Source organism: Neorhizobium sp. NCHU2750, assembly GCF_003597675.1.
Classification (GTDB): domain Bacteria; phylum Pseudomonadota; class Alphaproteobacteria; order Rhizobiales; family Rhizobiaceae; genus Neorhizobium.
The window spans coordinates 715,819-728,591 of the sequence record NZ_CP030828.1 but is presented as its reverse complement, the minus strand read 5'-3'; the positions used below and the strand labels follow the sequence as shown (position 1 = coordinate 728,591).

Below are 12,773 nucleotides of genomic sequence, written 5' to 3'. Positions count from 1 at the left end.
CGGTTTCCCTGCAGACGGAAAGGGCAGCGGCTTGCGGACAGGCATTGAAAAGACCGGCGTGCTGATGGCAGCACTCGTGCTCGTGTCGACCTTCGCCCTGCCTTTCGTCGTGGTGAAGCCCAACCGTATCCTGCAGGGGCAAGGCCGCCCGCTGATCGACGCACTTCCGTTAATGGGCGGCCCCGCGCTTGCGACAGCCTTGGTCATTGTCGCCTTCTGTCTGGTCATACGACTGCCTCAGGCGGTGCGGCTCGCCGTTGCCGCGCTCGGCCTTGTCGGCGGCATCGCCGCTCTCGGCTGGGCCGGCCATGCGCAGCTTCCGGCCGGAAATGCCTACGCCCGCGTATCGCCGGGATCGGGTTTCTGGCTTCTGGCCTTCAGCCTTTCTCTCGCTGCCGTCGATGTGCTCGCCAAGCTGCGACTGTCTCCCGCCAAGCGATTATGGTTACTTGCTCTCGTGACGGCCGCGCTCGGGGGCATATTCGCATCCGGCATCCTGTCCGACATTTCCGTGATGAAGGAATATGCCAACAGATCCGATGTTTTCTGGGCGGAAATGTCGAGGCATGCGCTATTGGCGCTCGGTTCCATGCTGGTGGCTTTCATCATCGGTCTGCCGCTCGGCATCATCTCTCACCACGTTCGCTGGTTGCGTGCAGTCCTCCTCAACTCGCTCAACATTCTGCAGACGATCCCGTCGATTGCGCTGTTCGGCCTGCTGATCCTGCCGCTCGGCTGGGTGGCGATGCATGTTCCGGGCGTTGCCGCGATCGGCGTATCGGGCATTGGCACCGCTCCCGCCTTTGTCGCACTGGTGCTCTATTCGCTCCTGCCAGTCGTCGCCAATACCGTTGCAGGCCTGGAGAATGTACCTGCCGAGGCCAATGACGCCGCGCGCGGTGCCGGCATGACCGATCTGCAGCGCCTCGCGCTAATCGAATTTCCGCTGACCTTTCCGAGCCTGCTGGCCGCGATCCGCATCGTCCTCATCCAGAATATCGGCATGGCAACGATTGCCGCCCTGATTGGCGGCGGCGGCATGGGCGTCTTCGTTTTCCAGGGTCTCGGCCAGTCGGCAATGGATCTCGTCCTGCTCGGGGCACTGCCGACCGTCGCCATGTCCTTCGTCGCCGCCATCGTGCTGGATGCGCTGGTGGACTTCAGCACCGCGCCCGGCACGGAGGCCCAATCGGCATGATCAATATCCGCTCCATTACCAAGCGCTACGGCGGCAAGGCCGTCGTGGATAACGTTTCCCTGACGATGCCGGAAGGATCGGTTGCCGTTTTGGTCGGCACCTCCGGCTCGGGAAAAACGACGCTGCTGCGCATGATCAACCGGCTCGTCTGCCAGGATGAGGGAGAGATCCTGATAGGCGGACAGGATACGCGGCAGATACCGGGTCACGAATTGAGGCGCCGGATCGGCTATGCGATCCAGGGACACGGCCTGTTTCCGCATCGAAGCGTAGCCGACAATATTGCTACCGTGCCGCGGCTGCTGAAATGGGAAAAATCACGGATCGATGCCAAGATTGCCGAATTGCTCGACCTCTTTCAGCTTGATCCCGCCATCTTCGCCAATCGCTATCCGCATCAGCTTTCAGGCGGGCAACAGCAGCGCGTCGGCGTCGCTCGCGCTCTTGCGGCCGAACCCCAGATCCTGTTGATGGACGAGCCGTTCGGGGCTCTCGACCCGGTCCTAAGGGGCAAGGCACAGGACGAGCTTCTCGCCATCCAGAAACGCTTCGGCACGACGATCGTCATCGTGACCCATGATATCAACGAGGCCTTTCACCTCGGAGACAGGATCGCGGTCATGGATAAGGGCAGGCTTTTGCAATATGGCCGCCCGATCGACCTTCTGACGACACCGGCCACGCCATTTGTTGAAGGGCTCGTGGGAACATTCGACCGGCCTTTCCGGCTGCTTTCGCTCGCAACCGTCGCCTCCGCCGTCGAGATGGGTGACGCCACAGGTGAGCCGATCACCAGCGACAGGACGCAGCAGGAGGCTATGGCAGCGCTGATGTGGAGCGGCGCAGAGGCGCTGCCGGTTGTCTCTCCGGATGGCCGATCGGTCGGTCGCGTTCGCCTGCAGACACTGCTTGCCAACGCGGTCAGGCCGCAATGAGGGCTCTGAGTTTCATCCCGCGCATCGCTCTTCTGGCGCTGCTCATCGGGTTCCTCGCGTCTCCGGATAGCTTTGCCTTTGCCTTCAAACCGTTGATCCAGGCCAATGCGCCGGCGATTTACAATCAAGGGGATCTCGCAGCACTTGCGCTGCAACATGTGGAAATGGTGTTTGCCTCAACCGCGCTGGCCACCGTTATCGCGGTTCTGTTGGCCATCCTCGTGACCCGGCCGTTCGGTGCGGAGTTCCTGCCGCTTGCGCGCACTGTCGTGAATATCGGCCAGACATTCCCGCCGGTCGCCGTGCTCGCCCTAGCCGTCCCGGCCATGGGCTTTGGCAACGGACCGACGCTGTTCGCACTGTTTCTCTACGCGCTTTTGCCCATCTTCGAGAATACGATGACGGCACTCACAACGGTGCCCGGCAACGTTGTCGACGCAGCCAGAGGCAGCGGCATGACGTCTCTTCAGACTTTTCGGCAGGTGGAATTGCCGCTCAGCCTTCCGATGATCGTCGGCGGCATCAAGATATCCGCGGTCGTCGGCTTCGGCACGGCCACGATCGGCTCAACGGTTGCGGCAAAGACGCTCGGCGAAGTCATTATTGCCGGACTTCAATCCAACAATCTTGCCTTCATCCTTCAGGGCGCCCTTCTCGTGGCCGCCCTGGCCATTCTGGTCTTCGATCTTCTGTCGCTTCTCGAACGATCTCTGATGCGATGGAAGGCCGCCTAAACGGCCCTCCCACGATCACTCCTCGCCGGTGCGATTCGGCTGAGACCCGAGGATCTCACGCTTGCCTACATGGTTCGGGGCGCCAACCAGCCCTTCCTTCTCCATCCGTTCGACCAGCGAGGCGGCACGATTGTAGCCAATGGAGAGACGGCGCTGGATGTAGGACGTCGAGCACTTCTTGTCCCGCTGGACGATCTTGACGGCGCGCTCATAGAGATCGTCGCTATTGTCCTCCGCGCCCATCGAGGTCTGGTCAAAGACAGCTGCGTCCTCTTCCTCCTCGATACCGTCGTCTTCCTCGTCCTCGGTCACGCTGCCGAGATAGGATGGCTGGCCCTGCGTCTTCAGATGCGCCACGACCTTCTCGACTTCGTAATCCGAGACGAAAGGTCCATGGACACGGGCGATGCGTCCGCCGCCCTTCATATGCAGCATGTCGCCCTGGCCCAGCAGATGCTCGGCACCCTGCTCGCCGAGGATCGTACGGCTGTCGATCTTGGACGTGACCTGGAAGGAGATGCGGGTCGGAAAATTCGCCTTGATCGTGCCCGTGATGACATCGACGGACGGACGCTGGGTCGCCATGATCAAGTGGATGCCGGCCGCACGCGCCATCTGCGCCAGACGCTGGATCGCCCCTTCGATTTCCTTGCCGGCCACCATCATCAGGTCGGCCATTTCGTCGACGATGACGACGATATAAGGCAATGCTGTCAAATCGAGCGACTGCTCCTCGAAGACCTGCTCGCCGGTCGAGCGGTCAAAACCAACCGGCACGCTGATCATAATCGTCTCGTTGCGGTTGCGTGCCTCGGCAACGCGGGCGTTGAAGCCGTCGATATTGCGGACATTGAGGCGCGACATCTTGCGATAGCGCTCTTCCATCTCGCGCACGGCCCATTTCAGCGCCAGTACGGCCTTTTTCGGGTCGGTCACGACCGGTGTCAGAAGATGCGGGATGCCGTCATAGACGGACAGTTCCAGCATCTTCGGGTCTACCATGATCAGCCGGCACTCTTCCGGACGAAGATGGTAGAGCAGCGACAGGATCATCGTGTTGATCGCAACCGACTTGCCGGAACCGGTCGTGCCGGCGACGAGAAGATGCGGCATTTTAGCGAGCTCGGCGATCACCGGTTCGCCGCCGATCGTCTTGCCAAGGCAGAGCGGCAGGCGATAATCGGTGCCGATATAGGAATTGCTCTCGACCAGTTCGCGCAGGTAGACGGTTTCGCGCTCGACATTCGGCAGTTCGATGCCGATGACATTGCGGCCGGGAATGACCGCGACACGGGCCGAAAGGGCTGACATCGAGCGGGCGATGTCATCCGACAGGTTCATCACCCGAGACGATTTCACGCCGGGAGCCGGAGCGAACTCATAAAGCGTCACGACCGGGCCCGGCCGCACGTCGATGATCTCGCCTTTGACGCCAAAGTCCTCGAGAATGCTTTCGAGCATACCGGCGCTCTGCTCCAGCGCCTCCTGGCTCATCGTCTGCTCTTCGCGCGGTGCTGCCGGCTGCAACAGATCGATATCCGGGAAGGTATAATCCTCGGTGAAGGTCTGAAGGCGCGGCTTGCGTGCTACCGGTGCAGCGACGGGCTCAGCATCGATCCCGTGGAAGACCGGAGCCGGTTCCACGACCTGCGGCTCTTCATAGCTTGCTACGCTGTCAGTCTGAAATGTCTGCGGCTCGACTTCAATCGGCGCCGGAACGAACTGCCGGACAGACACTTGACGGTAAAGATGGATAGCGGACGGTGCATCAATCTGCGGCGCTTCCGGGGCCGGGGCCGGCATGACGACTACGTCCTCGACAAGCGGCGCCGGCGGCACGAAGCGCTGAATGGTCGGAGCGAGGGCCGACGCGCCGGGTTTCGTCGGATTCGGCTTCACGGGGGCCGCGGCAGGAGCGATCACAGCGGCATGCTGCGGCTGCGGCTGCGATGCAGGCAGGGCCCGGCGGGAAATGCCGGCTTCAATATTCTCCGACGCGCCGAGGCTCATCATTTCCCAGATCAGGTGATCGGGAACCGATGTCATCCGACGGGTTGGAGCAGGCGCGACGGCTGCCGTGACGATCGGCTCCGTGATGGCAATCGGTGCCGTGATGACAGGAGCCGAGGCCTCTGCCGCCGGCGGCTTGGCGACGGCAGGGATGCGCTGATTCTGGGCCTGCTCGATTGCTCGACGGGCGGCGACATCATCCGACTGGACGACTGGGGCCGGGACCGGCGCTTTCTCCGGGACGAAAGCCTGGGCGAGCCGGCGCTGAAGATTATTCACCTGGGAACCTGCATCATTGGAATTCTTCTTCGTCTGCGCCCGTTCTGCGGGCTTTGTTTCAGACTGCGCAACCATGCTCGCGATCCGTTCGCGAACGGTCGGCAGAGCCTTGGCCGGACCATGCCCGGGCGTGCGGGTGAAACGCACATTCGGGGCGAGGATGAAGGCGCGCTGCCATGTCGGCAACTTTGCCGGATCTAGTTCGACCGCCGGAATGGGCACCGGCAGCGGCAACGGCCGCTCGGCATCATTTGCTGCGGCGAAGTCCTGCTCGTCGCTGCTATTGGCGCTTTCGATTGGAGAAATGTCTTTGCGGGAAGGCGGAAAATGCATGCTACGCTAAACCATCAAACAACGTGATCACACCGGACCCCGTTAATAAAAAGAAAACCTTAACCAGGCGTTTCCGAGAGGGTGTTTTGCGCGCCATTTTAGGCGGGACCCGGCAAAAAAATTCTCGCCGCAGCTCCAAAATTGAACGTTAAGCTATTGTTTCAAATAGAATTCATCGCCGATCGGCGTAGTCACTCCTGACGATACCGTGACGTTGAAGCTTGTCGTAAAACGTCTTGCGCGGAATTCCGAGTGCGGCGATCGTTTGCTGCACGTCTCCGGCATATTCCGTCAGCGTTTCGCGGATTATATCGGCTTCGTAGCGTTCTAGACGCTCGGGAAGCGCGCCACACTCAAACCCCAGCCCCGCCTGCGCCGACGGCGTTGGCAGACTAGGCTCCAGTCCGAGGACGAATCGTTCCGCATAGTGGGACAGCTCACGGACATTACCCGGCCAATAATGCTCCCTTAAATGCTCCAGCACTGTGCGCGGGACACCCGGCAGTGGCCTATCGAAACGTCGGCTAGCTCTTCTGGCGAAATAATTGAACAGAAGCGGTATATCGTCCCGACGCTCGCGGAGCGGAGGGATGGTCAATGTCACGACATTGAGCCGGTAGTAGAGGTCTTCCCGAAAGCTGGCCCGTTGGTCGGGATGCCCAAGATCGACCTTGGAGGCCGCCACAACCCGCAGATCGACCGGGCGCACCTCGTTCGTCCCGAGCGGCGTCACCTCACGCATCTCGAGAACGCGCAGCATCTGGACCTGAGTGGAAAGCGGCATGCTCTCAATCTCGTCGAGAAAGAGCGTGCCGCCGCTGGAATGCTCGATCCGCCCGATACGCTTCTTCTGGGCACCGGTAAAGGCGCCGGGCTCATGACCGAAGAGCTCGCTTTCGATCACCTGCTCCGGCAGAGCGCCACAGTTCAGCGCCACGAAATTGGATTTTGCCCGGCGGCTCCAGGCGTGAAGAGCACTCGCGACGACTTCCTTGCCGGTGCCGGTCTCGCCCGTCACCAGAACATCCACATCCGTATCGGCAATCTGCCGCAGCATGTGGCGCAGGCGCTCCATGACCGGCGTCTGGCCGAGCAGCGGGAGCCCATCATCACCATTGTTGCCGGCGGCCTTCAAACGGCGGTTCTCGATCACAAGTCCGCGCTTTTCCGCGGCATGGCGGACGCATTGCACCAGTCGTTCTGCCGGGAAGGGTTTCGCCAGAAAATCGTAGACACCATCCTGTATCGCCTTGACGGCCATGGGGATATCTCCGTGCCCTGTCATCAGCACGACGGGAAGTTCCGGGTCAAATCCGGAAATCCGCTCGAACAGCTGCAGGCCATCAATGCCGGGCATTCTGATATCGGAAACGACGACGCCGGTGAAATTCTCGTCCAGATCAACCAGTGCCTCATTGCCGGACGAGAAGGATCTGACGTCGAACCCTGCAAGGCTCAACGTTTGCGCGGTCGCGCGCAACAGATCCCTGTCGTCGTCGATCAGCAATACCGGAGTGGACGCTTCCATGGCTCAAGCCCTTTTCAAATGCACGGTAAAGCGGGTACCCCGCTCGTCTGTATCAACGGTCAGTCGCCCGCCATAGTCGGCCACAATGTCCTTGCAGATGACGAGACCGAGACCGAGCCCCTTTTCCTTCGTCGAGTTGAACGGCTGGAACAGGGAAGCGAGGATTGTCCCGGCAATGCCCGGCCCATTATCCGCAACGGTGATCGCCACTTCGTTGTCGGTAGACGCGGCCGACACAGTCACGAGCCCACCCTCGCGGCTCTCCACCGCCTCCAGCGCGTTTTGCAGGAGGTTGATGAAAACCTGCTCGAGCCTCAGACGGCCGCCCATCACCTTCAGGTCGGCGCCAATGGGTTCGACCTGAAGCATGCCGAGCGGAGCGGCGAACCGGCTTTTTAAAAGCAGCAGCGCTCCGTCCAGCACGTCGGCCGGTGAAACCGGTTCTGCTGCTGTGCGCCCCCGCCTTGCCAAGGCCTTGAGATCATCGGTAATGGCGCCGATACGATCGGTCAGGCGAGCGATCAAGTCGAGGTTTTCCTGAACCAACTCCACCTGTTGCCGCGCGAGAAAGATCTTGGAATTGTCGGCATAAGCACGGATCGTCGCCACCGGCTGGTTGATCTCGTGGGCCACGCCTGCCGCAACCTGCCCGAGAATGGCAAGGCGGTTCGCTTGGACGAGGTCCTGCTGCACCACCTGCAGCTTTGCCTCAGTCGACTTGTGGTTGGATATTTCGGCCTGCAGCCGGTCGCGCGCCTGACTGAGATCCCGCGTCCGTTCCTCAACGCGCCGCTCCAGCTCCTCGCGAGCGACCTGTTCGCGGACAATCGCGAGAAGAGCCACGTGACGGCGCCGGATCCAGATTGCGGCGACAGAAAAGACCCCGAGCAATACCAGCGTCCCGAGCAATCGGTACTCGCGCATGTCGGCAGCAATCGCACCGTCCACGGGCAGGAGGTATTGCAGATCCCAGTCGGTCGTGGAAACCGGCACCGTGATCTGTAGGTAACGAATTGCTCCTCCGCCCGGCAGAAACACGCGAACGACGGAGGCATCCTGCGCCAGCGATTGCAGGCGGGCGATCGGCAGCGGCACAAGCGGCGCATCGCCGAATTGCAGGCTCTGCCGGATGGCGTCGATGCGCTGCGGGGGCAGCGGCTCGGCCGTCATGAAGCGCCAGGATGGAATGCTGGTAACAAGTACCACGTGATTGTTGTCGGTGACGAAGGACGGACGCCGCGTATCGCGCCAGTCGCTTTCCAATTGATCGAATTCCATCTTGACGACGACAACGCCAAGCGGATTCTCTGCCGATCCTACCCGATGCGATATATAGAGACCCGGCCGATTGCTGACAGAGCCGAGTGCGAAATGCTCCGCCCCGCCCTCTCTCATCGCCTGCGAAAAATAGCTTCGGAACCGATAGTCGTTGCCGACGAAACTCTTCTCTTCCTGCCAGTTGCTGGCCGCAATCGCGATGCCATCGGCATTGACGACATAGATCACCGCAGCCTTGGTCGGCACGACCAGATCGACAAGCTTGCGATCGAGCGCGATCCTCTTGGCCTCGTCGCTGCCGGCGAGCGTATCCTCGACGTCGCGATCCTTCGCCAGCAAGAGCGGCAGCGCTCTCGGCCTTTCGAGAACGGCCTGGAGAAGCGCAACCTTCAAACTGGCCTCCGTCCTGCCTTGAACAGACAGAGCCTTCAGCGCGGACGCCTGCCCATACACGCCTGCCACATAAAAGACGGCGGCACAGAACAAGACGAACACCAGCCCGAAGGCGATCCAGGTGCGCCGAATGGACCCCGTATGGGCTATGCGCTGTTCATTCATCATTCGCACCAATGAGCACAAATCCGCACATGTCGCAAATAAAACCGTGCGAAAAATCGCACAGCCTTAGAAAAGGTCTGCAGCCGCGCCCCTCAACTCCATTGAAATCAAGACGTTATGTCGCAGGCGGCAAACTGGCACACACTTTGCAATTCTCAATTTTGACATCAATGCGCCCGGGAAGAGCCAGATAGTTGGTTGCGGCGCGATGGAGGACAATAATGATTGAAGTACCCGCATCCACGCAGCCGCGTGCACCCCTGCCATTCTACCGGCACCTCTATTTCCAGGTCGTCGTCGCGATCATCGCCGGCGTTCTGATCGGCCATTTTTATCCGGATGTCGGCGCCAGCCTGAAGCCGCTCGGCGACGCCTTCATCAAGCTGGTCAAGATGATCATCGCACCGGTGATCTTCCTGACTGTCGCAACCGGCATTGCCGGCATGTCCGACCTGAAGAAGGTCGGTCGCGTCACCGGCAAAGCGATGATCTACTTCCTGGTGTTTTCGACGCTTGCGCTCGTCGTTGGCCTCATCGTCGGCAACATCCTGCAGCCGGGCGCCGGCATGAACATCGACCCCGCCTCGCTCGACAGCAAGGCAGTCGCGGCCTATGCCAGCAAGGCACACGAGACGACCGTTACCGGCTTCCTGATGAACATCATCCCGGACACGATCATCGGCGCCTTCGCCCAGGGTGACATCCTGCAGGTCCTGTTCTTCTCCGTCCTGTTCGGCATCGCGCTCGGCATGGTCGGCGAAAAGGGCAAGCCGGTCACCGATCTTTTGACCGCGCTCACCGCACCGATCTTCCGCCTTGTCGCGATCCTGATGAAGGCTGCGCCGATCGGCGCTTTCGGCGCCATGGCATTCACCATCGGCAAGTACGGCATCGGCTCGGTCGCCAATCTCGCCTTCCTGATCCTCACCTTCTACATCACGTCGCTGCTCTTCGTGCTGGTGGTTCTGGGCGCTGTTGCCAAGTATAACGGCTTCTCGATCCTTGCGCTGCTGCGCTACATCAAGGAAGAACTGCTGCTGGTTCTCGGCACCTCTTCGTCGGAAGCCGCCCTGCCGGGCCTGATGCAGAAGATGGAGCGCGCCGGCTGCCGGCGCTCGGTTGTCGGCCTCGTCATCCCGACCGGCTACTCCTTCAACCTCGACGGCACCAATATCTACATGACGCTGGCGTCGCTGTTCATTGCCCAGGCAACCGGCATCGATCTGTCGCTCACCGACCAGATCCTGCTGCTGCTCGTTGCGATGCTGAGCTCGAAGGGCGCTGCCGGCATCACCGGAGCAGGCTTCATCACGCTTGCCGCCACACTCTCGGTCGTTCCGGCAGTACCGGTCGCCGGCATGGCGCTGATCCTCGGCATCGACCGCTTCATGTCGGAATGCCGCGCTCTGACCAACCTCGTTGGCAATGCGGTCGCGACCATCGTCGTTGCGCGCTGGGAAGGTGAACTCGACAAGGGCATGCTGGATGCCGCACTTGCTTCGGGTTCCAGCGACGGTGCTACCGGCGGACTGCAGCCGGCAGAATAAGCCTCCCAAGGCTTGGATGGGACGCAAGTCCCGCCCCAATCTGCCGCCTCCGGGCGGCAGATCTGTTTTAGCGGCAAGGCTTTGCTCAGGAAAGGCTCTTGCCGTAGCGGGAGAAGCTTTCGGCAAGTACGGTCGTGCCGGCACCGGGGCGCTGCGGCCTTTTGTAGATCCCGCCGACCACATCCGCCGGTTCTTCGAAATGATCCTTGATCCAGGGGATATATTCGAGAATTGTCGAGGCCGGGTGCCAATAGCTCAGATGCACATGTACCTGGCTCATTTCACCCGCATGCGGCACAACCGGCAAGCGATTTGCCCGCGCCAGATCGGCAACCTGGATATATTCGGTTATTCCGCCGAGCCGCGTCACATCGGGTTGTACGTAAGCCACTGCGCCGGCATTGATGAAGCTGCGGAACGCATCGACCGTATAAAGCTGCTCGCCAAGCGCGACCGGGATGGTCGACGAGCGCGCCAACAGACGATGGCTTTCCACATCATCATACCACATGGGCTCCTCGAACCAGTAGATATCGAGATCGCGCGCCCGCTCGCAGAAACGCAGGCAGGTCGGCAGGTCCCATTTCCCGTTGCCGTCAATGGCGATGCGGACATTCGGGCCCAGTCGCTTGCGCACGGCTTCAAGCCTGCCCACATCGATATTCGGATCGTCGTGACCGACCTTCAGCTTGATCCGGGTGAAGCCATCCTGCTCGACGGCACGGACAGAGCCTAAAAGCAACTCCTCCAGCGAGAATGACAGCCAGCCGATATCGGTGTTGTAGGCCTCGAGCGCTTCGGTTCTTGCCCCACCAAGGTAGGCCCAGAGCGGCAGGCCTGCCTTTTTCGCCTTGAGATCCCAGATCGCCACATCGACCGCGGCAAGCGCGAGATGGGTGATCCCTGCCCGGCCGACCCATTGCAGCGAGGGATGGCGCGCAAGCTTGGTCCAGAGGCGTTGATGCTCACTGGCATCCTCGCCGATCAGCAGAGGTGCATAGCAATCCCGGATACAGGCCGTGATCAGCCTGTCCGAGGCCAGATGTGCGTGGGTACCGGTGAAGCCGTAACCCGTCAGGCCATCCGTCGTGGTGATCGCGACCCCAACCACGCCCCAATGGGTAATGCTGTGGGTCGAGTCGGAGATCGAAGCCGATGTCAGCGGCAGGTGAAGAATGAACGGTTCAAGCGACTTGATCTTCATATTGGCTCCTCCCAATGAAGTCTCTGTTCAACTGAAATCGATGTCGCGCAGGCGCTCCAGATAGGGAAGGTCCGGAAGCGAGAGCGTGCGCGCACGACCCGCAATGCGTTCGATTGCCCGCTCGCTGGATATCCGCAGATGGCTCGCCAGCTCCTGCGCCGCATCTCCCACCTTTCCAACCAGCAGGCACTCGAAGATCTTGAAATGTTCGAGCAGAAAGGGCTCCTCGGGGGCGCCGGAAGCCTTCGGCTGATAAAGCCGGTGGTGAGCGACAAGAATTGCCTGCGGCAGACTGATCGCCTGCATCAGCGGCGGGTTCCCACAATGACCGAGCAGCTGGCTATGAAGCTGCTGCTCGATACGATCCAGTATCTCCCAATCAGCTCCCTCGCCCGCCGCGATAGCCTGCTCCAGATCGGCCATCAATTGCGGAAGCAGCCCGTCCGGCAATCTTGGCAAGGCCTGTACGAGAGCCAGCGGCTCAAGCGTCCACCGCAGTTCATAAAGCTGGGCGATGTGGGTCGCAGTCAGTGCCGGTGCCTGCCAGCGCCCAGCCTCATCCTTGCTGACGATGCCGCGTTGCTGCAGCCTTGCAACCACTTCTCTTGCAACGGTACGGCTGACACCAAAGGTTTTGGCAAGCGTTGCCTCATTGACCCTCCAGCCGGCAAAAGACGTGCGGGAGGCAATATCCAGCTCGACCTGTCGGTAGATCAGCTCCCAACTGGCAAGGAAATTCAACCGCATATCTTCTGGTTGTCGATCAGCGACGCTCGATACAGTGGGACTGCCGGAACTCAATGACCCCATCGCGGCGACGACCTGATAACCCCTCCCCTCAGCCTTGCGGACGAGGCCGAGCGCTTCGAGCTCCACCAGGGCCTGTCGAGCCGGCGCCCGGCTGATACCGAAACGGGCCGCGACGGCGGTCTCATTCAATTTCGTGGCGTTGTGCCACCCGCCAGAACGGATCTCGGACGACATCACCTGCAACGCTCTCTGGTAGAGCCTCGGTGACCGCCCGCTGGAGGCGCCACCCGCCTTGCCTGCCATGAAGCCCTCCCGAAATGCCGCACCGGGCCAAAAAAGCTGTCCCTCAAGATCTCATTCAATTGCATCCCGCAAAAAGAATGTCTAGTGTACACAAAAGACATAAATTTCGAGGGAGA

General features: G+C 60.9%; 9 protein-coding genes. 4 read left to right on the top strand and 5 right to left on the bottom strand.

Annotated features, from left to right (window positions below; genetic code table 11):
- Window positions 1-64: 64 nt before the first annotated feature.
- The 3 genes from NCHU2750_RS24010 to NCHU2750_RS24000 are packed head-to-tail and all read left to right on the top strand — an operon-like array spanning window position 65 to window position 2,867.
- Window positions 65-1,198, top strand: a complete 1,134-nt coding sequence (locus tag NCHU2750_RS24010; RefSeq protein ID WP_119944362.1) for an ABC transporter permease — start codon at window positions 65-67, stop codon at window positions 1,196-1,198.
- A complete protein-coding gene (locus NCHU2750_RS24005) occupies window positions 1,195-2,133 on the top strand; it encodes an ABC transporter ATP-binding protein (RefSeq protein ID WP_119944261.1) in 939 nt (312 codons plus the stop codon). Before NCHU2750_RS24010 ends, NCHU2750_RS24005 begins: the two co-directional genes overlap by 4 nt.
- The gene (locus tag NCHU2750_RS24000; protein WP_119944260.1) at window positions 2,130-2,867 is read left to right on the top strand and encodes an ABC transporter permease; all 738 of its coding nucleotides are present in this window, start codon (window positions 2,130-2,132) and stop codon (window positions 2,865-2,867) included. The genes NCHU2750_RS24005 and NCHU2750_RS24000 overlap by 4 nt, the downstream gene beginning before the upstream one ends.
- A gap of 15 nt (window positions 2,868-2,882) precedes the next feature.
- Here NCHU2750_RS24000 and NCHU2750_RS23995 read toward each other — a convergent pair whose 3' ends face one another.
- The 3 genes from NCHU2750_RS23995 to NCHU2750_RS23985 form a co-directional block, all read right to left on the bottom strand.
- A complete protein-coding gene (locus tag NCHU2750_RS23995; RefSeq protein WP_119944259.1) occupies window positions 2,883-5,489 on the bottom strand; it encodes a DNA translocase FtsK in 2,607 nt (868 codons plus the stop codon).
- Window positions 5,490-5,661: 172 nt separating this feature from the next.
- On the bottom strand, window positions 5,662-7,017 hold the full coding sequence (locus NCHU2750_RS23990; protein WP_119944258.1) for a sigma-54-dependent transcriptional regulator: 1,356 nt from the start codon (window positions 7,015-7,017) through the stop codon (window positions 5,662-5,664).
- Window positions 7,018-7,020: 3 nt separating this feature from the next.
- Window positions 7,021-8,856: a sensor histidine kinase gene (locus tag NCHU2750_RS23985; protein ID WP_119944257.1), complete on the bottom strand. Its 1,836-nt coding sequence runs from the start codon at window positions 8,854-8,856 to the stop codon at window positions 7,021-7,023.
- A 218-nt stretch (window positions 8,857-9,074) separates the two neighbouring features.
- Between NCHU2750_RS23985 and NCHU2750_RS23980 the strand changes: the two genes are divergently transcribed.
- Window positions 9,075-10,400, top strand: coding sequence for a dicarboxylate/amino acid:cation symporter (locus tag NCHU2750_RS23980; RefSeq protein ID WP_119944256.1), 1,326 nt, complete (start codon window positions 9,075-9,077; stop codon window positions 10,398-10,400).
- Window positions 10,401-10,485: 85 nt separating this feature from the next.
- On the opposite strand, the gene NCHU2750_RS23975 is transcribed toward NCHU2750_RS23980, so the two are convergent.
- Both NCHU2750_RS23975 and NCHU2750_RS23970 read right to left on the bottom strand, forming a co-directional pair.
- The gene (locus tag NCHU2750_RS23975) at window positions 10,486-11,604 is read right to left on the bottom strand and encodes a mandelate racemase/muconate lactonizing enzyme family protein (protein WP_119944255.1); all 1,119 of its coding nucleotides are present in this window, start codon (window positions 11,602-11,604) and stop codon (window positions 10,486-10,488) included.
- 27 nt (window positions 11,605-11,631) lie between these two features.
- Entirely contained in the window at window positions 11,632-12,657 is a 1,026-nt protein-coding gene (locus tag NCHU2750_RS23970) for a GntR family transcriptional regulator (RefSeq protein ID WP_119944254.1), read from the bottom strand.
- Window positions 12,658-12,773 lie beyond the last annotated feature (116 nt).

Bases quoted from the DNA above. Each gene is read 5' to 3' on its own strand.
- NCHU2750_RS23975 (WP_119944255.1), bottom strand. From the start codon at position 11,604: ATGAAGATCAAGTCGCTTGAACCGTTCATTCTTCACCTGCCGCTGACA.
- NCHU2750_RS23985 (WP_119944257.1), bottom strand. From the start codon at position 8,856: ATGATGAATGAACAGCGCATAGCCCATACGGGGTCCATTCGGCGCACC.
- NCHU2750_RS23980 (WP_119944256.1), top strand. From the start codon at position 9,075: ATGATTGAAGTACCCGCATCCACGCAGCCGCGTGCACCCCTGCCATTC.
- NCHU2750_RS24000 (WP_119944260.1), top strand. From the start codon at position 2,130: ATGAGGGCTCTGAGTTTCATCCCGCGCATCGCTCTTCTGGCGCTGCTC.
- NCHU2750_RS23990 (WP_119944258.1), bottom strand. From the start codon at position 7,017: ATGGAAGCGTCCACTCCGGTATTGCTGATCGACGACGACAGGGATCTG.
- NCHU2750_RS24010 (WP_119944362.1), top strand. From the start codon at position 65: ATGGCAGCACTCGTGCTCGTGTCGACCTTCGCCCTGCCTTTCGTCGTG.
- NCHU2750_RS23995 (WP_119944259.1), bottom strand. From the start codon at position 5,489: ATGCATTTTCCGCCTTCCCGCAAAGACATTTCTCCAATCGAAAGCGCC.
- NCHU2750_RS24005 (WP_119944261.1), top strand. From the start codon at position 1,195: ATGATCAATATCCGCTCCATTACCAAGCGCTACGGCGGCAAGGCCGTC.
- NCHU2750_RS23970 (WP_119944254.1), bottom strand. From the start codon at position 12,657: ATGGCAGGCAAGGCGGGTGGCGCCTCCAGCGGGCGGTCACCGAGGCTC.